22 protein-coding genes are annotated in these 24,887 nt (G+C 66.6%); 17 read left to right on the forward strand and 5 right to left on the reverse strand.

The window, feature by feature from the left end:
* Positions 1-12 precede the first annotated feature (12 nt).
* The 4 genes from KME82_RS13345 to KME82_RS13360 form a co-directional block, all read right to left on the reverse strand.
* Positions 13-687, reverse strand: a complete 675-nt coding sequence (locus KME82_RS13345; protein ID WP_215499065.1) for a DUF4159 domain-containing protein — start codon at positions 685-687, stop codon at positions 13-15.
* A gap of 89 nt (positions 688-776) precedes the next feature.
* Positions 777-2,402 (reverse strand): TldD/PmbA family protein, encoded by a 1,626-nt coding sequence (locus tag KME82_RS13350; protein ID WP_215494483.1) that lies wholly within the window; start codon positions 2,400-2,402, stop codon positions 777-779.
* Positions 2,403-2,509: 107 nt separating this feature from the next.
* On the reverse strand, positions 2,510-3,844 hold the full coding sequence (locus KME82_RS13355) for a TldD/PmbA family protein (RefSeq protein ID WP_215494484.1): 1,335 nt from the start codon (positions 3,842-3,844) through the stop codon (positions 2,510-2,512).
* 20 nt (positions 3,845-3,864) lie between these two features.
* Positions 3,865-5,493, reverse strand: coding sequence for a TldD/PmbA family protein (locus KME82_RS13360; protein WP_215494485.1), 1,629 nt, complete (start codon positions 5,491-5,493; stop codon positions 3,865-3,867).
* A 635-nt stretch (positions 5,494-6,128) separates the two neighbouring features.
* Here KME82_RS13360 and KME82_RS13365 point away from each other — a divergent pair.
* The 16 genes from KME82_RS13365 to KME82_RS13440 all read left to right on the forward strand — a co-directional run bounded on the left by KME82_RS13365 (position 6,129) and on the right by KME82_RS13440 (position 21,785).
* Entirely contained in the window at positions 6,129-7,556 is a 1,428-nt protein-coding gene (locus KME82_RS13365; protein WP_215494486.1) for an aldehyde dehydrogenase, read from the forward strand.
* A gap of 7 nt (positions 7,557-7,563) precedes the next feature.
* Positions 7,564-8,250 carry a carbonate dehydratase gene (gene can, locus KME82_RS13370; protein ID WP_215494487.1) on the forward strand — a complete coding sequence of 229 codons (687 nt, stop codon included), beginning with the start codon at positions 7,564-7,566 and terminating at the stop codon, positions 8,248-8,250.
* The gene (locus KME82_RS13375) at positions 8,247-8,699 is read left to right on the forward strand and encodes a RidA family protein (RefSeq protein WP_215494488.1); all 453 of its coding nucleotides are present in this window, start codon (positions 8,247-8,249) and stop codon (positions 8,697-8,699) included. Before can ends, KME82_RS13375 begins: the two co-directional genes overlap by 4 nt.
* Positions 8,700-8,703: 4 nt before the next feature.
* Complete coding sequence (locus KME82_RS13380) at positions 8,704-9,234, forward strand: 3-hydroxyanthranilate 3,4-dioxygenase (protein WP_036104072.1); 531 nt, start codon at positions 8,704-8,706, stop codon at positions 9,232-9,234.
* 7 nt (positions 9,235-9,241) lie between these two features.
* Positions 9,242-10,252 carry an amidohydrolase family protein gene (locus KME82_RS13385; RefSeq protein WP_215494489.1) on the forward strand — a complete coding sequence of 337 codons (1,011 nt, stop codon included), beginning with the start codon at positions 9,242-9,244 and terminating at the stop codon, positions 10,250-10,252.
* A gap of 25 nt (positions 10,253-10,277) precedes the next feature.
* A complete protein-coding gene (locus tag KME82_RS13390) occupies positions 10,278-10,682 on the forward strand; it encodes a hypothetical protein (protein WP_215494490.1) in 405 nt (134 codons plus the stop codon).
* An 82-nt stretch (positions 10,683-10,764) separates the two neighbouring features.
* A complete protein-coding gene (gene kynU, locus KME82_RS13395) occupies positions 10,765-12,051 on the forward strand; it encodes a kynureninase (RefSeq protein WP_215494491.1) in 1,287 nt (428 codons plus the stop codon).
* A 99-nt stretch (positions 12,052-12,150) separates the two neighbouring features.
* A complete protein-coding gene (locus KME82_RS13400; protein ID WP_215494492.1) occupies positions 12,151-12,450 on the forward strand; it encodes a GIY-YIG nuclease family protein in 300 nt (99 codons plus the stop codon).
* A gap of 109 nt (positions 12,451-12,559) precedes the next feature.
* On the forward strand, positions 12,560-13,930 hold the full coding sequence (locus tag KME82_RS13405) for an FAD-dependent oxidoreductase (protein ID WP_215494493.1): 1,371 nt from the start codon (positions 12,560-12,562) through the stop codon (positions 13,928-13,930).
* A gap of 13 nt (positions 13,931-13,943) precedes the next feature.
* Complete coding sequence (sbcB, locus tag KME82_RS13410) at positions 13,944-15,395, forward strand: exodeoxyribonuclease I (protein ID WP_215494494.1); 1,452 nt, start codon at positions 13,944-13,946, stop codon at positions 15,393-15,395.
* Positions 15,396-15,585: 190 nt separating this feature from the next.
* Positions 15,586-16,272 carry a DUF2461 domain-containing protein gene (locus tag KME82_RS13415; protein ID WP_215494495.1) on the forward strand — a complete coding sequence of 229 codons (687 nt, stop codon included), beginning with the start codon at positions 15,586-15,588 and terminating at the stop codon, positions 16,270-16,272.
* Between the two features lie 474 nt (positions 16,273-16,746).
* Positions 16,747-17,904, forward strand: a complete 1,158-nt coding sequence (locus KME82_RS13420) for an MFS transporter (RefSeq protein WP_215494496.1) — start codon at positions 16,747-16,749, stop codon at positions 17,902-17,904.
* A 435-nt stretch (positions 17,905-18,339) separates the two neighbouring features.
* Entirely contained in the window at positions 18,340-19,191 is an 852-nt protein-coding gene (locus KME82_RS13425; protein ID WP_215499066.1) for a hypothetical protein, read from the forward strand.
* 11 nt (positions 19,192-19,202) lie between these two features.
* A complete protein-coding gene (locus KME82_RS13430) occupies positions 19,203-20,378 on the forward strand; it encodes a DUF4785 domain-containing protein (RefSeq protein WP_215494497.1) in 1,176 nt (391 codons plus the stop codon).
* A 265-nt stretch (positions 20,379-20,643) separates the two neighbouring features.
* Positions 20,644-21,195: a DUF2939 domain-containing protein gene (locus KME82_RS13435; protein WP_036104104.1), complete on the forward strand. Its 552-nt coding sequence runs from the start codon at positions 20,644-20,646 to the stop codon at positions 21,193-21,195.
* A gap of 200 nt (positions 21,196-21,395) precedes the next feature.
* Positions 21,396-21,785, forward strand: coding sequence for a lysozyme inhibitor LprI family protein (locus KME82_RS13440; protein ID WP_036104107.1), 390 nt, complete (start codon positions 21,396-21,398; stop codon positions 21,783-21,785).
* A 460-nt stretch (positions 21,786-22,245) separates the two neighbouring features.
* Here the strand turns inward: KME82_RS13440 and KME82_RS13445 are convergent, their stop codons facing one another.
* Positions 22,246-23,166 (reverse strand): 5'-nucleotidase, encoded by a 921-nt coding sequence (locus KME82_RS13445; protein ID WP_215494498.1) that lies wholly within the window; start codon positions 23,164-23,166, stop codon positions 22,246-22,248.
* Positions 23,167-23,393: 227 nt separating this feature from the next.
* Here KME82_RS13445 and KME82_RS13450 point away from each other — a divergent pair, with 227 nt between their 5' ends.
* Complete coding sequence (locus KME82_RS13450; RefSeq protein WP_215494499.1) at positions 23,394-24,770, forward strand: amino acid permease; 1,377 nt, start codon at positions 23,394-23,396, stop codon at positions 24,768-24,770.
* Positions 24,771-24,887: the final 117 nt, after the last annotated feature.

The raw sequence follows: 24,887 nt of genomic DNA on the forward strand, positions 1-24,887 counted from the left end.
GATTCCCGGCTCTCAGGACCCCAACGCATACATAACGATATTGACCCCGAACTTCGTATTGTCCTCAGCCAGAAACCGCTTGTTGCGCCAGTCGTAATCCCACTCGCAGCCGTAATCCTTGTTGCTGTACAAAATGCCCAGGCGACCGTCGATCTCGATGCCCTGCAGATAGTCGTGGACCAGGTCGTCGCCCCAGCCGTTCAATTCGAACCCGGTCGCCGGCGGGCCGTCGAACACGAAGAAGCTGCGGTAGATCGGGTGGTTCTTCGGCAATCGCTTGAGCGCCTTGGCGCCGAAGATCTTGCCCATCTGCGCCTCGAACGACTTGGCGAACAAGCCGTCGATGTCGTGATTGCAATCGTCGACGAACACGAAGCCGCCATTGCGCACGTAGCGTTCGAAGTTGCGCCGCTCGTCGGGGTTGAACTCGACCAGCTTGTGCCCGGCCAGATAACAGAACGGCGCCGCCAGCATCTTCGGATCGGCCAGCGCCAGCACGTGTTCCTTCGGGTCCACGCGCAGGTTGGTGTAGTCGATTAGCGAGGTGATCAGGTTGGCCGGCATGCGCTGGTCGACGTCCCAGTCGCCGGAGTCGTACTTGAGCCGGGTGAACCAGAAGTCGTAATCGGCCGCGGCCTGCGCCAGCGGCGAACGCGCGAGCCAGGCGCCGGCCGCGCCGCCCAGCATCAAGCGCAGGAACTGCGCGCGGTTCACCGCCGCGTGCCCTTGCGCGCGACGATCGGCAATGGCGCGCCCTCGCCCATCGGCTTCATCGCCTACAGCGCACGCGCGGTGTTGATGACGTTGATGCCGTTGAAACGCGTCGTGCTCGACCCGTGCGACACCGCCGAGACCTGGCTGGGCTGGCCCTTGCCGTCGAAGAACGAACCGCCAAGGCGGAAATCGCGTTCGTCGCACACCGCCACGCAGGCGTTCCAGAATTCCGGCGTGCGGATCTGGTAGGCCGCGTCCTCGATCATCCCGGCCACTTCGCCGTTCTTGATCTCGAAGAACAACTGGCCGCCGAACTGGGCGTTGTAGCGCTGCTGATCGATCGAGTACGAACCGCGGCCATGCACGTACAGACCGCGCTCCACGCCCTTGATCATCTGCGCCACGCTCAACGGCGTCTTGCCCGGCTTCAGCGAGACATTGGCCATGCGCTGGAACTGCACGCTCGACCACGAATCGGCGTAGCTGCACCCGTGCGACTGCTTGTGGCCAAGGATATGCGCTTCATCGCGGGTGGCCTGGTAGTCGACCAGGATGCCGTCGCGGATCAGGTCCCATTCGCGGGTCTTGACGCCTTCGTCGTCGAAGCCGACCGCGCCCAGGCTGCCCGGGCGGGTCTTGTCGGCGACGAAATTGACCGTTTCGCTGCCGTAGCGATAGCCCTGGTCGCGCTTGTCCAGGGTGGCGAAACTGGTGCCGGCGTAATTGGCTTCGTAGCCGAGCACGCGATCGAGTTCGAGCGGATGGCCGACGTTCTCGTGGATGGTCAGGAACAGGTTCGACGGGTCCAGCACCAGATCGTACTTGCCCGGCTTCACCGAAGGCGCCTTGAGTTTGGCGCGGGCGTGGCCGGCCGCGGCGACCGCGTCGGCCATCACGTCGTAGGAGCGGCCGTAACCGATCAGGCCGCCGGGCAGCGACACCTGGCCCGCCGGATCGGCGTCGAGGTATTCGTAGCCCATGCCCATCGGCGCCGACAAGCCGTCGCGGGTGCGGAACTTGCCGGTGGCCTTGTCGACCGCGGTCGCGGTCAGCGGCAACCAGATGCGATGCACGTCCTGGTCGATGTAGCTGCCGTCGGTGGACGCAAAATATTTCTGTTCGTTGATCACGAACAAGGTCGAGTTGACGTAGTCGGCGCCGGCCTTGAGCGCGGCGTCGTTGACCGACAGCAGCAGGTCGACTTTTTCCTTGATCGGTACCGCCATCGCGTTCTTGCGGATCGGCGTTTTCCACGCGACCTCGCCCACGCCGGTGACTGGCGCCAGCTCGACCTTGCGCGTGAGCACCCGCGCATTGGCGCGCGCGATCGCCACGGCCTGGCGGGTCGCGGCGGCCACCGCGTCGGCGCTCGACGAGGCGGTGGCGGCGAAGCCCCAGGCGCCGTCGCACAGCACGCGGATGCCGACGCCGGCGGATTCGCCGTTGACGATATTGCGCACCTGCGCCTCGCGGGTGATCACCGACTGGCGCAGATAACGCCCGATGCGCACGTCGCAATAACTCGCGCCGCCTTCGCGCGCCGCGCTCAACGCGGTGTCGGCCAGATGCCGACGTTTGGCCTGGTCGACCGGTTCCAGCAGCGCATCGGCCGCGATCGCGCGGCCGTAGGGAAGCGCCAGGCCGGCCAGGCCAAGGCCGGTGAAACTCAGGAAATCGCGTCGTTGCACAGGCGGCTCGCACTCATTGGATCGAACACATCGGGAAAATCACACGACTCACGCGGCGATGGCGAGTGACGGACCGCAACGCGGCCACGCCACCCGCCCGGCGCCGGTCAGACCGCGTCCGACAGCGAGGTGAAAGTGAAATCGCGCAGCTTCATCGGCGGGATCATCATCACGAAGCCCGACTCGTCGCCGGCCACGCGCACCGGACGGCCGAGTTCCTCGATGTTGTTGAGCATGATCACCGGCGATTCGTTGAAGCGGAAATTCTTCACCGGATGCTTGATCACGCCGTTCTCGATGTAGAAGGTGCCGTCGCGGGTCAGGCCGGTCAGCAGCACGGTCTGCGGATCGACCATGCGGATGTACCAGGTGCGGGTGACCAGGATGCCCTTCTGGGTGCCCTTGATGAGCTCGGCGGTGGACTTGTCGCCGCCGGCCATCAGCAGGTTGCCCGGCGAGCCGATCGCTTTCTTGCCCTGCTTCTTCGCCCAGAAGCGCGAATAATCCAGCGCGGCGACCTTGCCGTTTTCGATGATCGCCATCTTCTCGCGCGGCAGGCCCTCGCTGTCCCACGGCAACACCGAGGCGCGCGGATCCCAGGGATCGGCGCTGATGTTGACGCGCGGGTCGTAGACCAGTTCGCCGAGCTTGTTGCCGCCGCCCTTCTTGGACAGGAAGCTGCGGCCTTCGTCGGCCTGACGCGCGCCGAAGAAATTCATCATGAACGAGATCAGACCGGCAGCCGCGGCCGGTTCCAGGATCACCGTGTACTTGCCCGGCTCCAGCGCCTTGGCCTCGGCCGATTCGGTGGCCTTGCGCATGGCGATGCGCACGTCGGCATCGGTCTTGAACTGGCCCGAGTCCTGCACGTTGCGCCCGACCCAACCCGAACCGCGGCCGTCCTCGGTGCGCACGGTGCAGGTGTAGTTGAAGTTGGTCGCCTGCTGGTAGCCGAAGTTGCCCTTGCTGTTGGCGAAGGCGACGAAGCTCTGGCCGTCCTCGAGGAAACCCGCGGCGGTAAGCTTGTCGGCGCGGCACGGCGCGATCGAGTCGGCCGCGACCTGGGCGCGGAACTCGGGCGTGATCGCGGCGGTGGCGGCGCTGAAGGTCGAGCTGGGCTTGTAGCTTTGCTTGTCGATCGCCGGCATGAACTCGGGGTTTTCCGGCGCCAGTCGCGCCAGGTCCTCGGCGCGGCGGACCACGCGTTCGAGCGCGGCGTCGTCGAACTCGTTGATGGTCGCGGTGCCGGTGCGGTTGCCGAACGCGACCTGCACGGCGAGGTCGGCGTTGCTGACGATGCCGCTGGTCGACACGTTGTTGAGGGCGAACCGGATGTTGCCGTCGATCGAACCGGTCAGGGTCGCGGTGCACTCATCGGCCTTGGACAGGGCGATGACCTTGTCGAGGATAACTTTGGATTGCGCTTCGGTGAAAATGCTCATTAGTGATTCTCCTGCGCCGGTCAGCCGAGCTTGCGGGCGGTGTTGATGACGTTGACGCCGTTGAAACGCGCCGTGCTCGAACCGTGCGAAACCGCCGAGACCTGGCCCGGCTGGCCCTTGCCGTCGAAGAAGGAACCGCCCATGCGGTAGTCGCTGTCGTCGCAGACCGCGACGCAGGAATTCCAGAACTCCGGAGTGCGGATCTGGTAGGCCACGTCCTCGAGCATGCCGGTGATCTTGCCGTTCTTGATCTCGTAGAACAGCTGGCCGCCGAACTGGGCGTTGTAGCGCTGCTGGTCGATCGAGAACGAACCGGCGCCGACGATATAGATGCCGTTCTCCACGTCCTTGACCATGTCGGCGACGCTGAGCTTGTTCTTGCCCGGCGCCAGCGAGACGTTGGCCATGCGCTGGAACTGCACCGAGGACCACGAGTCGGCGTAACAGCAGCCGTCGGATTCGGTCTTGCCCAGGATGTGGGCCTGATCGCGGATGGTCTGGTAGTCGACCAGGATGCCGTCCTTGATCAGGTTCCAGCGCTTGGTCTTGACGCCTTCGTCGTCGAAGCCGACCGCGCCGAGGCTGCCTTCCTGGGTCTTGTCGGCGAACACGGTGACCTGGTCGCTGCCGTACTTGAAGCCGGACTTGAGCTTGTCGAGCGTGGCGAAGCTGGTGCCGGCGTAGTTGGCTTCGTAGCCGAGCACGCGGTCGAGTTCGAGCGGATGGCCGATCGATTCGTGGATGGTGAGCCAGGTGTGCGAGGGATCGAGCACCAGGTCGTACTTGCCGGGCTTGACCGACGGCGCGGTGAGTTTCTGCTGCGCCTGCTTGGCCGCGGCGACCGCGTCGGCGAGCATGTCGTAGGACTTGTTGTAGGACACCGCGCCGTTGGGCAGCACGACCTTGCCCGAGGCGTCGCCGTCGAGGTATTCGAAGCCCATGCCCATCGGCGCGGACAGCCCGTCGCGGGTGCGGAACTTGCCGCTGGCCTTGTCGATGGCGGTGATCGTCATCGGCGCCCAGATGCGGTGCACGTCCTGGTCGATGTAGGAGCCGTCGGTGGAGGCGAAGTATTTTTGTTCGTTGACCAGGAACAGCATCGAGTTGACGAAGCTGGCGCCGGCGTTGATCGCCGCGGCGTTGACCCCGAGCAGCAGGTCGGCCTTTTCCTTGATCGCCACTTCCATCGCGTTCTTGCGGATCGGAGTCTTCCACGCGACCTCGCCCACGCCCGGCGTCTTGGCCAGTTCGACCTTGGAGGTCTGGCTCTTGGCGTTGGCGCGCGCGATCGCCGCGGCCTGCTGCGCGGCCTTGGCGACCGCGTCGTTGTTGAGCTGGTTGGTGGCGGCGAAGCCCCAGGCGCCGTCGACCAGCACACGGATGCCGATGCCGGTGGATTCGGTGTTCACCACGTTCTGGACCTTGTCCTCGCGGGTGATCACGAACTGGCGCAGATAGCGGCCGATGCGCGCGTCGCAGTAGCTCGCGCCGGCGGCCTTGGCCGCGTTGAGCGCGATGTCGGCCAGGGTCTTCTTCCTGGCCACGTCCAACGGCACCAGCAAGGCCTCCGCGGCGATCACGTTGCCGAAGGGAATCATGAGCCCGGCGATGCCGAGCCCGGACATGCTGAGGAAATTGCGTCTATCCACGTGATGGTTCCGCCGTAGTGAGCCCCGCAAGCGCGCATCGGCGATCGCCAGGCATGGATGAAAGTAACCCCGCCGGAATGTGCGCAGCGTCGTACTTGCGCGTCAAGTGCCGAGAGGCGCGCATGACCATGACCACGCAGTGCGCGCCTTATCCATCTGCGCATGAATTACGCGTTGTTTCGCGACTCATGCAATCCAGGCATGACTTTCGACCTAGACGGCATCGCACAGGCCATGATCGGCAAACTCGGGTGTCGGGCTGTTCGAATGCTTCGATGCATTCGATGAAAAGGCTGAAGCCCGAAATCTTTGCTGAGAACGGCTCAAGTCCCGAGGTCTTTTGTGGGAGGGGCTTCAGCCCCGACGCTCTGCGCCCAGACGCTGCGATCTGACAGAAAAGCGCCGGGGCTGAAGCCCCTGCCACAAAAGACCTCATGCAGATGCGGGTCAGCACGCATTCGCAGGTCATCGGCTCCTGCGGGCCTCACGGCGATCACGCCCTGCGAACCTCAACCGCCGTCGCAACTCCCAACCGCGAAGTCGTTCATCAAACGCAACGCCGCGACCGCTCTAGCCCGGCACGACCGCCACCCGCCGCTATGGGCGTCCCCGCGCCCACGCGTTAAGCTTGGCGCATGCAGAAATTCCGGCACTGGATCGACGGTCAGGCGCGCGATGCGGCCGGCGGCCGTTGGCTCGACGTCCACGATCCGGCCAATGCGCAGGCGTATGCCCAGGTCGCCCGCGGCGAGGCGGCCGATGTCGAGGCCGCGGTAGCCGCCGCGCAGGCCGCCTTCCCCGCCTGGTCGGGACTGCCCAACAGCGAACGCGCGCACTGGCTGGAACGGCTAGCCAGCGCCGTGGAAGCGAACCTGGACGCTTTCGCCCAGGCCGAATCGCGCGACGGCGGCAAGCCGATCGCACTGGCCCGCAGCGCCGAGATTCCGCGCGCCGTGGCCAATCTGCGGTTCTTCGCCCAGGCCGCGACCCAGTTCGCCAGCGAATCCCACCACGGCCAGGCCGGGCTCAACTACACCCTGCGCGCGCCGCTGGGCGTGGTCGCGGCGATCTCGCCGTGGAACCTGCCGCTTTACCTGTTCACCTGGAAGATCGCGCCCGCGCTCGCAGCCGGCAACACCGTGGTCGCCAAGCCGTCTGAAATCACCCCGGCCACCGCCACGATGCTCGGCGAACTGGCCGCGCGGATCGGCTTTCCGCGCGGCGTGCTCAACATCGTTCACGGGCTGGGGCCGGACGTCGGCGAACCGCTGATTGGTCATCCCGGCGTGCGCGCGGTCTCGTTCACCGGCAGCACCGCGGTCGGCCGCCGCATCGCCGCCATCGCCGCGCCGCTGCTGCGCAAGGTCTCGCTGGAATTGGGCGGCAAGAACGCGAGCCTGATCTTCGCCGACAGCGACTGGCGCGCGAACCTCGACACCCTGGTGCGCTCGGCGTTCCAGAACTCCGGGCAGATCTGCCTGTGCGGCTCGCGCATCCTGATCGAGCGTTCGATCTACGAGGAAGTCCGCGACGCCCTGGTCGAACGCGTCAACGCGCTCAACATCGGCGAGCCGTCGGATGAGACCACCTCGCTCGGCCCGCTGGTCTCGCAGGCGCACTTCGATAAAGTCGTGGCGGCCCTGGCCCGCGCCCGCCACGAGGGCGGTCGGATCCTGTGCGGCGGCTCGGCGCTGGATCGTCCCGGCTGGTACGTCGCGCCGACCCTGATCGAGGGTCTGGGGCCGCGGTGTACGACCAATCGCGAGGAAATCTTCGGCCCGGTGGCGACCTTGCAGGCCTTCGACGACGACGAACACGCGCTGGCCCTGGCCAACGCCAGCGACTACGGCTTGTGCGCGTCGCTGTGGACCCGCGATCTCAACCGCGCCCATCGCCTGGCCGCGCGCTTGAATGTCGGCATGGTCTGGATCAATACCTGGCTGCAACGCGACCTGCGCACGCCGTTCGGCGGCACCGGCGCGTCCGGCCTCGGCCGCGAAGGCGGCGCCGAGGCGATGCGTTTCTTCACCGACGCCAAGAACGTCGGCCTCCATCTGGGATGACCGCTGCATGAGCTCCGACACCTTGCCACCCAACTCCCTCGACGACCTGCTCGAACGCAACAAAGAGTGGTCCGAACGGGTCAACGCCGAAGACCCGGATTTCTTCAACAGGCTCTCGCAACAGCAGGCGCCCGAATACCTGTGGATCGGCTGCTCGGATTCGCGCGTGCCGGCCAACCAGATCATCGACATGGCCCCGGGCGAGGTGTTCGTCCATCGCAATATCGCCAATGTGGTGGTGCATACCGACCTCAACTGCCTGTCGGTGATCCAGTTCGCGGTCGACGTGCTCAAGGTCAAGCACATCATCGTGGTCGGCCATTACGGCTGCGGCGGCGTGCATGCGGCCCTGCACGGTCTGCGCGTCGGCTTGGCCGACAACTGGATCCGTCATGTCGGCGATGTCGCCGACAAGCACGCCGGCTGCATCGCCCACGTCCACGAAAGCGAGCGTCACGACCGCCTGTGCGAACTCAACGCGATCGAGCAGGTGCAGAACGTATGCATGACCACGATCGTGCGCGACGCCTGGAGCCGCGGCCAGGCGCTCAGCGTGCATGGCTGGGTCTACAGCCTGCGCAACGGCCGGGTCCACAACACCGGCATGGACGTGGATTCGTTCGACACCCTGCAGACCGCCTACGCCCGCGCGATCGCCACCGTCCACGCCACCCACGGCGGGTCGCCGCGATGAGCGATCCGCACGGCAACGGCAGCGTCCGCGCCGACGGCGCGCCCAAGCCGGTCGGCTCGTATCCGCATGCGCGCCGGGTCGGCGAGCTGTTGTTCCTGTCCGGGATCGGCCCGCGCGACGCGGCCAGCAACGCCATCGTCGGCAATGTCCACGATGCGCAAGGCCGGCTGATCGCGTACGACATCGAGCTGCAATGCCGGGCGGTGTTCGCCAACGTGCGCGCGGTGCTTGAAGCCAGCGGCGCGGGCTGGGACGACCTGGTCGACGTGACCGTGTACCTGACCGACATGGCCCGCGATTTCACGGCCTACAACGCGGTGTGGGCGGAGTATTTCCCCGATATCGACCGCGCCCCGTGCCGGACCACGCTCGGCATCACCGCCCTGCCGACGCCGATCGCGATCGAACTCAAATGCATCGCGCGCCTGCGTGGCGCGGCAACGGAGTAACCGCATGCTGCCCGGACCGCTCAACCTCGCCGCGTGGATCGACGAACACCGCCACCTGCTCAAGCCGCCGGTCGGCAACAAGGTGATCTACGCCGGCGACTTCATCGTCATGGTGGTCGGCGGGCCGAACCAGCGCACCGATTACCACTGGGACGAAGGCCCGGAGTGGTTCTATCAGCTCGAAGGCGAGATGGTGCTGCGCATCCAGGAAGACGGCGCGGTGCGCGACATCCCGATCCGCGCCGGCGAAATCTTCCTGCTGCCGCCGCGCGTGCCGCATTCGCCGCAGCGCATGCCCGACTCGGTCGGGCTGGTGATCGAGCGCAAGCGCCTGGCGCACGAAGACGACGGCCTGATGTGGTTCTGCGAACAGTGCAACCACAAGATCTATGAAGAGTATTTCCACCTGCACAACATCGAGACCGACTTCCCGCCGGTGTTCGAACGCTTCTATTCCTCGCGCGAGCATCGGACCTGCACGAACTGCGGCCATCTGAACCCGGCGCCGGGCCGCTACGTGATGCCCGACACCTGAGACCGAAATGCTCAAGATCGACACCCACGCCCACTACCTGCCGCGCGACTGGCCCGATCTGGCGCGCAAGTACGGCGACGACCGCTTTCCGGTGATCCATCACACCGACGACGGCCGTCATCGCATCTACAAGGACGGCAAGTTCTTCCGCGAGATCTGGTCCAAGACCTGGGACCCGCAGGAGCGCGTCGACGATTACGCGCGCTTCGGCGTGCAGGTGCAGGTGATCAGCACCGTGCCGGTGATGTTCAGCTACTGGGCCAAGGCCAATCAGGCGCTGGACCTGCATCAGTCGCTCAACGACCACATGGCCGCGACTTGCCGCGAACATCCGCGCCATTACGCCGGCATCGGCACGGTACCGCTGCAATCGCCGCGTCTGGCCGTGCAGGAACTCGAACGCTGCATGGATCAACTCGGCCTGCAGGGCTGCCAGATCGGCAGCCACGTCAACGACTGGAACCTCGACGCGCCGGAGCTGTTCGAATTCTTCGAAGCCGCGGCCGATCTGGGCGCGGCGATCCTGGTCCATCCCTGGGACATGATGGGGACGCCGAGCATGCCCAAGTACTGGCTGCCGTGGCTGGTCGGCATGCCCGCCGAGCAATCGCGCGCGGCTTGCTGCCTGGTGTTCGGCGGCGTGCTCGAACGCCTGCCGAAGTTGAAGATCTGCCTGGCCCATGGCGGCGGCAGCTTTCCCTACACCATCGGCCGGATCGAACACGGCTTCAACATGCGCCCGGACCTGGTCGCCACCGACAACCCGCGCAATCCGCGCGATTATCTGTCGCAGTTGTATTTCGATTCGTGGGTCGCCGACCCGCGCGCGCTGCAATACCTGCTCGACACCTGCGGCGTGTCGCGGGTGATGCTCGGCACCGACTACCCCTTCCCGCTCGGCGAACAATCGCCCGGCGCCGGCATCGCCTCGTTGAATCTGGGCGAAGCCGATCAGGCGCGGCTGTACCACGGCACCGCGCTGGAATGGCTCGGCCTGTCGAAAGCGCGGTTCGACTAGGCGCGCCCGGCCGCGCCGCCCGCTCATGATCGATACCGACACCTTGCTCGCCGCGATCGAGTCCACGGCCTGGCATCTGCGCCAGCGCGACCACGACGTCGACGAAGACGTCATCGCCCAGTATCTCGATTGGCGCGACCAGCCGCCGTTCGATTCGGATTGGACCGCCGCCGATGCCTTGGTCCAAGCGCGCAAACGCGGCCTCTCGGCCCAGCGCATCGAAGCGATCGACGCCGAGTCCAAACAAGTGCGTCAGGTCGCGTTCGCGCGCGCGTTGCGCGTCAGCGACCACGACGAACTGGCCGCTTACCTGTCCGACGACGCCGGGCTGATATTCGAAGCCGACCGGCTCGGCATCGACTCGGCCTGGATCGCCGCGCTGCTGCGCCGCTACGAACGCCACGCGGCGCCGTTCGGACCGTTGCTTTGATCACGCTCGCCTGCTTCGACCTCGCCCGCCCGTCCCCGCGTCCATCGCGCCACGCCCGCCCACGCAGCGAAACGACTCACTCATGACCCAACCGCACTCATCCGCCCACGCCGCCGCCCTCGATGCGGCCGATCCCTTGCCGACGCTGCGCGGGGAATTCCTGATCCCGCGCCATGCGAATGAAGAGCAGGCCTATTTCGTCGGCAACTCGCTCGGCCTGCAACCGCGCGGCGCGCGCGCGCATGTCGAGGAAGTGCTGGACAAGTGGGCGATGGAAGCGGTCGAAGGCCACTTCACCGGCCAGGCGCAATGGATGCCGTACCACGAACTGGTGCGCGAACCGCTGGCGCGACTGGTCGGCGCCCTGCCGAGCGAAGTGATCGCGATGAATTCGCTGACCGCGAATCTGCACCTGATGATGGTCAGCTTCTACCGCCCCACCCGCGAGCGACCGGCGATCCTGATCGAGGCCGGCTCGTTTCCGTCCGACCGTTACGCGGTGGCCTCGCAGATCGCCTTCCATGGCTTCGATCCCGATACCGATCTGATCGAGCTTCAGCCCGATGAACCCGGCGGCCTGATCTCGATGGCGAGCATCGAACGCGCGATCGCCGAACACGGCCCACGCCTGGCGCTGGTGCTGTGGCCGGGCGTGCAGTACCGCAGCGGTCAGGCGTTCGACCTCGACGCGATCGTACGGCTGGCGCATGCGCAAGGCGCGGTGTGCGGGTTCGATCTGGCGCATGGCGTGGGCAATCTGGAACTGGGCCTGCACGACAGCGGCGTCGATTTCGCGGTGTGGTGCCACTACAAATATCTCAATTCCGGCCCCGGCGCGGTCGCCGGCTGCTTCGTGCATGAGCGTCACGCGCGCAGTGAGGTGCCGCGTTTCGCCGGCTGGTGGGGACACGAAGCGACGACGCGTTTCCGCATGGGCCCGCAGTTCGTACCCACGCCGGGCGCGGAAGGCTGGCAACTGAGCAATCCGCCGATCCTCGGTCTGGCCCCGCTGCGCGCCTCGCTGGACCTGTTCGACCGCGTCGGCATGCGCGCCCTGCGCGAAAAATCCCTGCGCCTGACCGGTTACCTGGAATCGCTGATCCACGCGCGGCTGGCCGACACCCTCGACATCGTCACTCCGGCCGACCCCGCCCAGCGCGGTTGCCAATTGTCGCTGCGGGTGATCGGCGGCCGCGGCCTGAGCGGGCGCGAGGCGGGGCGCGATTTGTTCGACTACCTGGCGCGCAACGGCGTGCTGGGCGACTGGCGCGAACCGGACGTGATCCGGATTTCGCCGGCGCCGCTCTATAACACGCATGGGGATGTTTCGAGGTTTGTTGCGGCGGTTGAGAGTTGGAGAGGGGCGTGATCCCTAATAACGTCACCTCCATGAATATAGAAAATTTGACAACCAGGTAACTCCAAGACCGTCATTCCCGCGAAGGCGGGAATCCAGAGTGAGGCCGATGTGTCCGGGTCGCCTGCCGTTTACATCCTCGCCAGCGCAAAAAATGGCACTTTATATATTGGCGTCACCTCCAATCTGGTGCAGCGAATATGGCAACATCGGGAACACTTGGCGAAAGGCTTTACTGAACACTACGACGTGGATCGCTTGGTCTGGTACGAGCAGCACGAGAACATGGAAAGCGCGATTGTGCGCGAGAAACGTCTGAAGAAATGGAATCGTGAATGGAAGATTCGGCTGATCGAGCAGACCAATCCGGAATGGCGGGACCTGTGGAACGACATCGTGGCGGTGCGCTGAAGTCTCTGGATTCCCGCCTTCGCGGGAATGACGATTTCGAAGGCTTCGTTGCGACTCGTTCCATCATTTCTTGCAGCAAGTTTATAGTCGCAACCAGAGACTCCGCTCCTTGAACGCACCCACCCAACCCAAGCACATCACCCTCATCGGCGCAGGCCTCGCCGGCGCCCTGCTCGCCACCCTGCTCGCGCGGCGCGGCTGGCAGGTCGATGTCTACGAGAAACGCGGCGATCCGCGCCTGCAGGGTTACCAGGGCGGGCGCTCGATCAATCTCGCCCTGGCCGAGCGCGGCCGGCATGCGCTGCGCTTGGCCGGCGCGGACGAGGCGGTGATGGCGCAGGCGGTGATGATGCGCGGGCGCATGGTGCATTTCCTCGACGGGCGCACCGATCTGCAGCGCTACGGACGCGACGACAGCGAAGTCATCTGGTCGGTGCATCGCGGCGAGTTGAACCTGATCCTGCTGCAGATCGCCGAAGACGCCGGGGCCAAGCTGCATTTCCACCGCGGCCTGAGCGAGGTCGATTTCGACCGGCGCCTCGCCCGCTTCGTCGACGATCGCGACGGCGCTTCGCACGAAATCGTATTCGACAGCCTGGTCGGCGCCGACGGCGCGGGTTCGGCGCTGCGCGCGTCGATGAAGCAGGCCACCGATCTGGGCGAGCGCACCGAGTTTCTCGGCCATTCCTACAAGGAACTGGAAATCCCGCCCTCGCCCGACGGCGGTTTCAGCATCGAACCCAACGCGCTGCACATCTGGCCGCGCGGCCGCTACATGTGCATCGCCCTGCCGAACGACGAACGCACCTTCACCGTCACCTTGTTCCTGCCCAACGAAGGCGATCCGAGTTTCCAGACCGTGCGCGACGGCGCCGACGCGCGCGCGTTGTTCGAACGCGACTTCGCCGATGCGCTGCCGCTGATCCCGAACCTCGAACACGACTTCGAACACAACCCGGCCGGGCTGCTGGCGACCTTGTACCTGGACCGCTGGCATCTGGACGATCGCGCGGTGCTGCTGGGCGACGCCGCGCATGCGATGGTGCCGTTCCATGGCCAGGGCATGAACTGCGCGTTCGAGGACTGCGTCGCCCTGGCCGAACGCCTGCTCGCCGACGACGATCGCGCCGCGGCCTTCGCCGCGTTCCAGGCGCAGCGCCTGCCGAGCGCGCGCGCGATCCAGGCGATGGCGCTGGAAAACTATCTGGAAATGCGCGACCGCGTCGACAACGACGACTACCTGCTGCAGCGCGCCCTGGAGCACGAACTCGCGCAGCGCCATCCCGAGCGTTTCATGCCGCGTTACGCGATGGTGACGTTTCACCGCATGCCGTACGAGGTCGCGTTCGAACGCGGCCAGCGTCAGCGCGAGTTGCTGGTCGAACTGACCGCCGGCCACGAGCGCCTGGACACGCTCGACTGGGACCGCGTCGACGCGCTGGTGCGCGAACGCCTGTCGCCCCTGCCCACGGACGAATGAGCGCCGACTGACCATGCCCGCCAGCTTCCTGTTCTACGATCTGGAGACCTACGGCTCCGATCCGCGCACCACCCGCATCGCCCAGTTCGCGGCGATCCGCACCGACGCCGATCTCAACCAGATCGATACCCCGATCAGCGTATTCGTCAAACCCGCCGACGACCTGCTGCCCTCGCCGATCGCCACCGTCATCACCGGCATCGCGCCGCAGGACGCGCTGCGCGACGGGGTCAGCGAAGCCGAAATCTTCGCGCTGATCTTCGAGGAAATGGCGCGCCCGGAAACCTGCAGCGCCGGCTACAACTCGCTGCGCTTCGACGACGAGTTCGTGCGCTACGGGCTGTTCCGCAATTTCTACGATCCCTACGAGCGCGAGTGGCGCGGCGGCAATTCGCGCTGGGACCTGCTCGACGTGCTGCGGCTGGCGCATGCGCTGCGGCCCGACGGCATCGTCTGGCCCAGGCGCGAGGACGGCGCGACCTCGTTCAAGCTCGAACACCTGGCCGAGGCCAACGACGTGCGCGAAGGCGACGCCCACGAGGCGCTATCGGACGTGCGCGCGCTGATCGGCATCGCGCGCAAGTTCAAGGCCGCCCAACCCAAGCTGTGGGAATACGCCCTGCGTCTGCGCGACAAGCGCTTCGCCGGCTCGCTGCTCGACGTGATCGCGATGACCCCGGCCCTACACGTGTCGCAGCGCTATCCCGCCGCGCGCCTATGCGCCGCGCCGGTGATCCCGCTCGCCCGGCATCCGCGCATCGACAACCGCGTGCTGGTGTTCGATCTGGCCCAGGACCCGGCCGCGCTGCTGCGCCTGGCGCCCGACGAAATCGCCGACCGCCTGTATACGCCGACCGCCGATCTGCCCGAAGGCGAGGAACGCGTCGCGCTCAAGGAGGTGCATCTCAATCGCTGCCCGGCCTTGATCGCCTGGAATCATCTGCGGCCGGCCGATTTCGAACGTCTGCAGATCGATCCGGCCCAGGTCGAACGGCATGCCGCGCAGATTCGCGAGGCCGGGCCGGAACTGGTCGAAAAGGTCCGGCGGGTGTATGCGAACGATCGCGCGCGCGATCCCTCGGACGTCGACGCCTCGTTGTACGACGCCTTCATCGGCGACGGCGACAAGCGCTTGTTCCGCAACGTGCGTACCACCGCGCCCGAAGCGTTGGCCCAGGCCGCGTTCGAATTCCGCGATGCGCGCCTGCCCGAACTGCTGTTCCGCTACCGTGCGCGCAACTGGCCGCAGACCCTGACCGCGGCCGAGCGCGAGCGTTGGGACGCCTACCGTCGTCATCGCCTGGTCGACGACTCGGGCTTGTCGGAATTCAACTTCGAGCGCTTCGCGATCGAGCTGCAGCAAGCCCGCGCGATGGTCGGCGAAGACGGGGCCAAGCAGGCCCTGCTCGACCGATTGCAGGACTGGGCGGGTACGATCGAGCGCGATCTGAACGCTTCAGGGTGAACCGCGGCATCTGCTGGCGGGCGCACGAGCCAGTAATCCAGCTCGGCGTCTCTTGGATTTCGCGCATCCATCGCTATTTTGTCGGGATCGAACGAATCCGGCCCGGACTCGCCGCGACCCGGGCCAACGGCCTGGACGCCGCGCCGCATCGTTCGCCCCACCTTTCGCTCCGAGCTTTCGAGACTGCCGCATGAGCCGATACTTCTCCGATGCCAGCTTCAAGTTCCTGCGTTCGCTGGCGCGCAACAACAATCGCGAATGGTTCCACGAGCACAAGGCCGCCTACGAAAGCCATGTGCGCGGCCCGTTCCTGCGCCTGCTGACCGATCTGCAGCCGGCCCTGGCGGAAATCAGCCCGCATTACCGCAGCGAACCCAAGAACGTCGGCGGCTCGCTGTTCCGCATCCATCGCGACACCCGCTTCGCCAACGACAAGGCGCCGTACAAGAGCTGGCAGGGCGCGCGCCTGTTCCATGAGCGCAAGCGCCAGGTCGAAGCGCCGTCGTTCTATATCCACCTGCAGGGCGGCGAATGCTTCATCGCCTCGGGCGTGTGGCATCCCGAACCCGATTCGCTGCGCAAGATCCGCCACTTCGTGCTCGACAACCCGGGCAGTTGGAAGGCGGCCGCGCACGATCCAAAATTCCGCAAGCGCTACGACCTCGACGACAGCGAGATGCTGACCCGCGCGCCGCGCGGTTTCCCGGCCGAGTTCGAATTCGCCGAGGACTTGCGACGCAAGAACTTCGTGGCCTTGCGATCGATCGACGACGAAACGATGACCGGGCCGCGGCTGCTCAAGACGCTGGAGAAGGATCTGGCGGGATTGGCGCCGTTTACCGATTATTTGTGTGCGGCGTTGGATCTGGAGTTCTGAGACCTGGCGGTTGCTTGGATTGCTGCGGTTCTGGCGCGTAAAAGCAAATCCCTCCTGCCCCCCTTTTTCAAAGGGGGGGGGAACAGCAAAGGCCGCTGCCACTGGTCACATCGCCTAACGCGAATCACCGTTTCCAGCGAGCATCACTTAGCTCATCGCGAATCGTCGAGTCACCGTACGCGCCGCAAATCCTGTAGCTCATCACGAATCCCATACCCTTCGCGAATCACATAGCCCACTTTGAAAAAGGGGGCGAGCGCCCGGCGCACGCACGAAGCCTCGAACCTCCCTCAGCGCGGGGGATTTGCTTTTGCGACGCCGGCGCACCAACGGCCAAGCCTGCTTCCTTAGCGCACGACAGTCCGCCGTAAGCAGCCCTGCGAAAATCGACGCGAACACGCAGGCAACCGCACCCAGACCGCCCCACGCTTCCGGTATCGTGACCGCTCCGCCCCACACCGCCGCGAGCCGCGCTTGTCCCCCGCCGAATTCCGTCGCTACGCGCTGTTCTACCTGGGCTACTACGGCGCGCTGGGCGCCTACACGCCGTACATCGGCCGCTGGGTCAGCGCCAACGGCCACGGCGGCTATGCGGTCGGCGCGATGCTGGCGCTGTGGTACGGCGGCCGCATCCTGGCGCCGCCGACCTGGGCGCGGCAGGTCGCGCGCAGCCGCGCACCGGGGCACTGGCTGGTCGCCGGCTGCGCCCTGGCGCTGGCGGTGTTCGCCGGTTTCACCCGTTTCGACCACGGCCCCATGCTGTTCGTGGTCATGGGCGTGTTCGCGCTGTTCTTCAACGCGGTGATGCCGCAGTTCGAGGCGATGACCTTGAACGCGCTGGGCACGCGCAATCACGACTACGGCAAGATCCGCATGTGGGGATCGGTCGGTTTTCTGCTGGTCGCGGCGAGCTACGGCTGGCTGCTCGATCGGCTGGGCAACGATGCTTTCGTCTGGCTCACCCTGCCGTGGCTGGCCTTGACCGCCGCGGCCGCGTGGCTGCACCGCGCCGATCCGCCCTCGCCCGCGATCGATCCGGGCGTGGCGCGCGAACGCCTGTGGCGACGCCCGGGCACGCGCGGCCTGCTGTGTACCGCGTTGCTGATGCAACTGGGCTTCGGCCCGTTCTATGTGTTCTACACCCTGCAACTGCAGGCGCACGGCCACGACGGTTTCGCGGTCGGGCTGCTGTGGGCGATCGGGGTGATCTGCGAGATCGCGATGTTCTGGCAGGCGCCGCGCCTGGTGCAACGCTTCGGCGCGCACAAGCTGATGTCGGCGTGTCTGCTCGCGACCGCGCTGCGCTGGACGCTGGTGGCCTTGTTCGCCGATTCCTTCGCCTGGATGGCATTGGCGCAGACCGGGCATGCGTTGAGCTTCGCCGCGTTCCACGCCGGCTGTATGCGGCGCATGGCCGAGTTGTTCCCGGCGCGGCGCGACATGGCCTCGGCGCAGGGGATGCTGTACGGCTTCAGCGGCGGCATCGGCGGCGTGCTCGGCGCTGGCATGGCGGCATTCGCCTGGCAGCACGGCGGCGGTACCGCGGCGTTCGTGGCCGGTGCGGGTTGCGCGCTGATCGCGTTGTGCGTGCACCTGGCCACGCAGCGATTTGCGCGGTCGGTTCCCGCCTGAGATCACCACCGCGCTACAGCGAACGCTAAGTCCGCATCATCGTTCAACCGGTTTCCACATGCTCGATGCGGCTTCCTGGCCCGCGCCTGCGCCGTCGATGCGGCCGGATGAAACGCGCCGCACTCGCCTTTGTCGGACATCGCGCTGACGTGGCGTGTTGCGATGGTCCCCGGCGCCCACTTACGCTGGCGTTTACCGCAACTGTGCGCGCCGTCGTTTCGCGATCGACCCGCGATCACGCTTTGCCTGCATTGCATGGCGCATTGCCGCATGACAGCAACATTCGGCTACGTATGCTCGGTCGACCGCCGCGCAGGGACGCCGCGGCCAACGACCGGGGGCATGCGGGCACGACGCCGGCGGCAGGACGTTCTCGGCAATCGTGGAGGATTCATGGACAAGTGTTCAATCGCGTCGCGGCCCTTGGTCGCGGCGATGCTGGCGGCCGCGTCGTTGATGGCCGCGCCGGTGGCCGCGAGCGCCGCCGCCACCGGCGTCGCCTTCGTTCACGGGACCGGCAATCAGAGCAATGCGTATCAGGACTACTGGCAGCCGGCGATGGTCGACAGCGTGCGCGGCGGCCTGGCCAATCCGTCCAATTACGTCGTCATCAACTGCGATTTCGAGCAGTACATGTGGGACAGCCGCGCCGCCGGTTGCCTCGCCCAGCAGCTGACCAGTTTCATCAGCGCCAAGGGCATCACCCAGCTGATCGTGATCACCCATTCCAACGGCGGCAACGTGATGCGCTGGATCATGTCGAACCCGACCTACGACAGCCGCTATCCCAACATCATCAGCAAGATCGTGCGGGTCAACGCGATCGCGCCGTCCTCGGCCGGCACGCCGCTGGCCGATGCGGCGATGAACGGCAACGGTTTCGAACAGGCGGTGGGCTGGTTGCTGGGCTACAAGTCCGACGCGGTGAAGATGCAGCAGGTCAGCTGGATGGCGACCTACAACGCCAACAATCTGTACGGCACCGCCGGCCGTCCGGCGCTGCCGAAAACCTTCCGCAGCGTGGTCGGCACCGACGTGGATTCCTCGCCGTTCGACAGCGACAGCTACTGCGGCGGCTATCCCGAGAACGTCGGCCTGGAAACCACCCAGAACTGGTTGAACAGCTGTTCCGACGGTTTTCTCAACTGCACCAGCCAGTCGGCCGCGGGCAGCGTGTGGTTCCAGGACAAGCAGCGCACCGCCGGCGCCGAACCGCTCAGCCACAACCAGAGCCGGCGCGCGTGCTTCAACCTCAACACCATCCTGCGCAGCGACATGACCCCATGAGGCCGACGACCATGCGAACCCTTTTGACTCTCGCCCTGCTCGCCGCGCTGTCGAACGCACACGCCGCCGATGCGCCGATGCTGCCGGCGACGGCCTCCGATCAAGTGCCGCAGCGTCTGGCGGTGCTGGCCGCGCCCAAGAGCGCGGCCGAACGCGCGCCGGTGCAGTTTTCCTGGGCGCTCGATCCCGACGCCGCGCTGACCAGCGACGCCAAACCGGCGGTGATCGAAAGCCGCGAGTACTGGCAGGAAACCGACGGCGCGGCGTTGCAACGCGGCCTGGACATCGCCACCAGCGCGCCGGGCGCCTTGATCCGGGTCAGCCCGGTCACTGGCGCGGCCAAGGTCTCGGCCGACGCGGTGCAGATCAGCCGCGCCGGACGCGCGGTCAGCGCGGCCAAGCGCACCGACGCGGCGCAACTGCAGTCCGCCGGTCTGGCGGTCGGCGAAGGCACCGCTGCGGTCCAGCTCGCCGACGACGCCGGCGCCGGGCATTACGCAGTGCAGGTCGCGCAGGCGCGTGGCCGCTACGTGGTGCATGTGTTCGAACCGCGCAGCGAGGTACGCCTGCTCGCGGCCCTGAGCCACGACCATGGTCTGGCCGGTACCCGCCGCGAAGTGGTGGTCGATCTGCAACGCGGCGATACCCGGCTCAAGGCCCAGGGCGGTGCGTTGCTGGTTGCGCCGTCGGGTCGCAGCTGGCCGCTTAGCCTGAAGGACGGCGGCGACGGTCGACTGCGCGCGGCGGTGACCTTGCCGACCGATGCCGGCGAGCAACCACCGGGCTTGTGGGAGGTGCAGGTGTTCGCCGGCGACGGCGAAATCCAGCGCGATGCGCGCACCGCGATCGCGGTGGCGCAGCCGACCGCCAGGCTCGACGGCGGCTATCGTTTCGACGCGGCCAAGCTGAGTTTCGACCTGCCGTTGCGCGCGGCCTCGCCGGGCCGCTACGAAGTGCGCGGCACCTTGTACGCCACCGGTCCCGGCCGCGCACTGCGTCCGGTCGCGATCGCGCACAGCGCGCGCTGGCTGGACGGCGGCGCCGGCCGGATCGAACTCGCCTTCGATCGCGCACAACTGGCCAAGGGCTATGGCGCGCCATATGAGCTGCGCGATGTCGAGCTCAACGATCAGAGCCGACTGGCGCCGGTGGAGCGTCGTCAGCGGGTGGCGCGGATCGCGCGTTGATTCGATCGTGCTGTCGCGGCAAAAGCCCCTCTTCCGCTCTGCGGGAGAGGGGTTGGGGTGAGGGAACGCGAGATCGAACGCCAAGCATCGAGCTTTCGCGCAGCCCTCATCCGCCCTTCGGACACCTTCTCCCGCATGCCGGAGAAGGACTCCGGCGTGGCACCCGCGCAAGGCCGAGGGTGCCGCGCGCTTGCGGCTCTTCCTGCTTAAGCCCCGGTAACGCCAACAGCGCTACCCTGGCCATCCGCAACCCGGACTGCCTTCGATGAAGAAATGGATCGCCCTGTTCGTCCTCGTCCTGGCCCTGCTGCTCGGCTACGTCGCCGCGGGCCCGTTCCTCACCGTCCATGCGATCCGCACCGCGGTCAAGGAAGGCAATACCGGCGAGTTGTCCAAGCACGTCGACTTCGCCGCGATCCGGCTCAGCCTGAAGGCGCAGGTCGAGGACTACATCGTCCGTCGCGCTGGTCCGCAGGTGCAGTCCAGCCTGTTCGGCGCGCTGGGCCTGAGCGTGGCCAGCGGTCTGGCCGGCACCGCGGTCGACGCGATCGCCACGCCGATGGGCATCGGCGCGGTGCTCGAAGGCCGCAAGGTGTTCAAGCGCTTCGACGGCAGCGCCGCCCGCCGCGACGCCTACGAACCGGTGGCGCCGGCCGAGCCGCTCAAGGACCTGCAGTACCGGTTCGAATCGCCATCGCGCTTCACCGCCACGGTCAACAACGCCGACGGCGATCCGGTGGTGTTCGTGCTGACCCGCGACGGCCTGAGCTGGCAGGTCACCGACGTGCGGCTGCCGCTGGACAAGCTGCTGCCCTGAGTCGGCCGCCCCCGATCGGACGGCCGACCAGGAAGGCCCAAGCCTCGCACCGATCCGTGGTCCCGGACGCGCTCGCGCTGGCCTGCGTATTGCGACAGCGTGCATACTTCGCGCGGGCCCGCTTCGGTTAACCGCGGCGGGCTGGGACAGGCTAGTCCCGTATCGATCGCCACCTCAGTACCCCTTTGGACAGGAACGCCATGAAAACCATCTTCTGCGCCGCGGCGCTCGGCCTGCTCGGCCTCGCCTCTTTCGCCGCCAACGCCCAGGGCGAGTGCGACAAGTACCGCACCAGTTACGACAAGACCTACTGCTTCGCCAAGCTGTTCCTGGAATCGGACAAGGAACTCAACACCGCCTACAAGGATCTGCGCGCGGTGGCCAAGGAAGCCGCGAACCAGAAGCTCAAGGCGACCCAGCTGGACTGGATCAAGTACCGCGACGCCACCTGCGAGTCGTCGGGCAGCATCAACGTCGACTGCAACTATCGGGTCAACCGCGAGCGCACCGAGTACCTGCGCGACCGCGCCCGCGAGTGCAAGGCCGGCACCTGCCGCGACGAGATGATCGGCAAGAAGTCCTGGAACTGATCCGATCGCGGGCGCCTCGTCCGGGTTCGCGGTGATCGACGCGATGGATTGAGGGCGTTCGACGGTTCGACGGTTCGACAAAATAGACAACGGCGGGCCGGAAACGGCCTGCCGTTTTTTGTGCGGGCCGTTGCGTGAAGCGACGCTGCGCGTTCGTAGATCAGGCCTGGGAGCGGTCCGCGTCCACGGCTTGCGCCGGCAGGTGATGTGTCGCGGTCGCGGCTCGCGCCGCTCCTACAGGTGGAAACGAATTTTCGATCGTGCCCTGTAAGAGCGGCGCGAGCCGCGACCGCGACACATCGACCACCGCTAAGGCAATCGCAAACTGCATGGCGCCGACAACCCGCTTTTGCCCGCTTCGCAAAAGGGGGCGGCGAGCGCGCAGCGGCCGCGGGGGATTGCTTTTGCTTCTAACGCAACCGCCAACTATCAATCGCGCTCAGGCAACCGACCGCGCAGTTCAGCGATTCGCAACCCCATGCGGCACATGCCCCGCCGCGACGTGATCGCGCGCCGACAGGATGTTGTGCTCGGAATCGTCGAAGAAGATGTCGGCGCCGAACGCTTCCAGGAACGGCCCTTTCGAACGGCCGCCCAGGAACAGCGCTTCGTCCAGGCGGACGCCCCAGTCGCGCAGGGTGCGGATCACACGCTCGTGCGCCGGCACCGAGCGCGCGGTGACCAGGGCGGTGCGGATCGGCGCGTCCTGGCCGACCGGGAAGGCCTTCTGCAGGCGATGCAAGGCATCCAGGAAGCCACGGAACGGGCCGCCCGACAGCGGTTCGCCGGCGTGGCTGCGCTCGTGTTCGGCGAATGCGGCCAGGCCGCCTTCGCGCGAGACCCGCTCGCCTTCGTCGTCGAAGATCACCGCGTCGCCGTCGAAGGCGATGCGCAGTTGGTCCGGACGCAGATGCGGCGCCAGCTTGGAGCTGCGGGTCGACGGCAGCAGGGTCGCCGCGGCGACACCGGCGGCGAGCGCGGCGCTGACGTCCTCGGCGTTGGCCGACAGGAACAGGTCGGCGCCGAACGGGCGGATGTAGGGAAACGGCGGTGCGCCGTTGCTGAAGGCGGCGCGCTTGATCGACAGGCCGTGGTGGGCGATCGAATTGAAGATGCGCAGGCCGCTGTCGGCCGAATTGCGCGAAATCAGGATCACCTCGACCCGCGGCGCCTCCGGCGGCGCGCCTTCGTTGAGCGCGAGCAGCTTGCGCACCAGCGGAAAGGCGATGCCCGGGCGCAGCACGTCGTCCTCGTGCTCGCGCTGGAAGTCGGCATAGGCGTCGATGCCCTCGCGTTCGAACAGCGAATGGCTCTCTTCCATGTCGAACAGGGTTCGCGAGGAGATCGCGACGATAAGGGGGTCGGCATCACGGTCGGGCATGACGGGTATTGTGGCAGGAGTGAGTGGGCAGGAGTGAGGAACGAATAAGAGCGCGCTGGCGCGCCTTTTTCGCCGACGCCTCGAAACTCGGCCATGCCTGAAGCCACCTCAGCCGGTAAAGGCAGGAATGCGGAACGAGTGAGCCCGCCCTACTCACGCCTCTCCCCTCGTTTCTGCTTTCCGCCTCCTGCTATCGTTCCGCACCGCCTCCTGGCCCGGAACCGCCCATGTCGCCCAGCCCCGCACCCGCCTCCGCCGACGCCTCGAAACTCGGCCACGCCCTGAAGTCGCGCCAGTTGGTGATGATGGGCCTGGGCAGCGCGATCGGCGCCGGCTTGTTCCTCGGCTCGGGGCTGGGCGTGCAGACCGCCGGGCCGGCGGTGCTGCTGTCGTATCTGATCGCCGGCGTGCTGGTCATCATCGTGATGCGCGCGCTCGGCGAGATGGCCGCGCTGCGGCCGACCAGCGGCGCGTTCTCGGTCTACGCCGCCGATGCGATGGGGCCGACCGCCGGCGCCACCCTGGGCTGGCTGTGGTGGGCGCAGCTGGTGATCGTGATCGCGGCCGAATCGGTCGGTGCCGCCGGGCTGTTGGCGACGGTGTGGCCGTCGTTGTCGGTGGCGGCCGCCTCGCTGGTGTTCATGAGCGTGTTCACCGCGATCAACCTGCTCGGCGTGCGCCATTTCGGCGAGTTTGAATTCTGGTTCGCGATCCTCAAGGTGGTCGCGATCCTGGCCTTCATCGCGATCGGCGCGGCGCTGCTGCTGGGTCTGCTGCCCGACGTGCCCTCGCCCGGTCTGGGCAATTTCACCGAACACGGCGGCTTCGCGCCCAAGGGCTGGGGCGGCATCGGCGCGGCCTTGCTGCTGGTGGTGTTCGCTTTCGGCGGCACCGAGATCGTCGCGGTCGCCGCGGCCGAAACCCAGGACCCCGAGCGCAGCATCACCCAGGCGATCCGTACCGTCGCCTGGCGCATCCTGGTGTTCTACATCGGCTCGCTGGCGGTGATCATCGCGGTGGTGCCGTGGACCAGTCAGGCACTGAAGTCGCCGTTCGCGGCGGTGCTCGATGCCGCGCGGATTCCTGGGGCGGGTACGGCCATCACCCTGGTCGCGGTGGTCGCTCTGCTGTCGGCGCTCAACGCCAATCTGTACGGCGCCTCGCGGATGATCTATTCGCTGGCCGAACGCGGCGAAGCGCCGCGCTGGCTCGCGCGCCTGACCGGCAACCGGGTGCCGGTGATCGCGGTGCTGGCGAGCGTGGCGTTCGGCTTCGTCGCCACCGGCCTGGAGCTGCTGTACCCGGACAAGGTGCTGCCGGCGCTGCTCAACGTGGTCGGCTCGACCTGCCTGCTGGTGTGGACCTTGTCGCTGGTCGCGCAGCTGATCCTGCGCCGCCGCGCCGATCGCGCCGGGGTGACGCTGCCGTTCAAGATGTGGGCGTTCCCGTACGTGACCTGGCTGGGCCTGGCCATTCTCGCGATGGTGTTCGTGCTGGCGCTGGTCACCGAGGGTTCGCGGACCCAGTTGCTGTCGACCGTGGCGCTGACCCTGTGCATTGCCGGGATCAGTGAGATCGCGCGGCGGATGCGGGCACGGGGTTGAGGTCGGGCGGCTTGTATCACGGCAAGCCGAATCGCTTAAACGACTTTACATATGTCGCTTAACTAACTGTATTTAAATGGCTTACAGATTTAATGTAAGTTCTTAAGTCAGGCGCCC

It is taken from the genome of Lysobacter capsici (genome assembly GCF_018732085.1).
Taxonomy (GTDB): Bacteria; Pseudomonadota; Gammaproteobacteria; order Xanthomonadales; family Xanthomonadaceae; genus Lysobacter; species Lysobacter capsici_A.

Bases quoted from the DNA above. Each gene is read 5' to 3' on its own strand.
- KME82_RS13445 (WP_215494498.1), bottom strand. From the start codon at position 23,166: ATGCCCGACCGTGATGCCGACCCCCTTATCGTCGCGATCTCCTCGCGA.
- KME82_RS13365 (WP_215494486.1), top strand. From the start codon at position 6,129: ATGCAGAAATTCCGGCACTGGATCGACGGTCAGGCGCGCGATGCGGCC.
- sbcB (WP_215494494.1), top strand. From the start codon at position 13,944: ATGCCCGCCAGCTTCCTGTTCTACGATCTGGAGACCTACGGCTCCGAT.
- KME82_RS13375 (WP_215494488.1), top strand. From the start codon at position 8,247: ATGAGCGATCCGCACGGCAACGGCAGCGTCCGCGCCGACGGCGCGCCC.
- can (WP_215494487.1), top strand. From the start codon at position 7,564: ATGAGCTCCGACACCTTGCCACCCAACTCCCTCGACGACCTGCTCGAA.
- KME82_RS13425 (WP_215499066.1), top strand. From the start codon at position 18,340: ATGCTGGCGGCCGCGTCGTTGATGGCCGCGCCGGTGGCCGCGAGCGCC.
- KME82_RS13450 (WP_215494499.1), top strand. From the start codon at position 23,394: ATGTCGCCCAGCCCCGCACCCGCCTCCGCCGACGCCTCGAAACTCGGC.
- KME82_RS13385 (WP_215494489.1), top strand. From the start codon at position 9,242: ATGCTCAAGATCGACACCCACGCCCACTACCTGCCGCGCGACTGGCCC.
- KME82_RS13415 (WP_215494495.1), top strand. From the start codon at position 15,586: ATGAGCCGATACTTCTCCGATGCCAGCTTCAAGTTCCTGCGTTCGCTG.
- KME82_RS13355 (WP_215494484.1), bottom strand. From the start codon at position 3,844: ATGAGCATTTTCACCGAAGCGCAATCCAAAGTTATCCTCGACAAGGTC.
- KME82_RS13380 (WP_036104072.1), top strand. From the start codon at position 8,704: ATGCTGCCCGGACCGCTCAACCTCGCCGCGTGGATCGACGAACACCGC.
- KME82_RS13345 (WP_215499065.1), bottom strand. From the start codon at position 687: ATGCTGGGCGGCGCGGCCGGCGCCTGGCTCGCGCGTTCGCCGCTGGCG.
- kynU (WP_215494491.1), top strand. From the start codon at position 10,765: ATGACCCAACCGCACTCATCCGCCCACGCCGCCGCCCTCGATGCGGCC.
- KME82_RS13440 (WP_036104107.1), top strand. From the start codon at position 21,396: ATGAAAACCATCTTCTGCGCCGCGGCGCTCGGCCTGCTCGGCCTCGCC.
- KME82_RS13430 (WP_215494497.1), top strand. From the start codon at position 19,203: ATGCGAACCCTTTTGACTCTCGCCCTGCTCGCCGCGCTGTCGAACGCA.
- KME82_RS13435 (WP_036104104.1), top strand. From the start codon at position 20,644: ATGAAGAAATGGATCGCCCTGTTCGTCCTCGTCCTGGCCCTGCTGCTC.
- KME82_RS13390 (WP_215494490.1), top strand. From the start codon at position 10,278: ATGATCGATACCGACACCTTGCTCGCCGCGATCGAGTCCACGGCCTGG.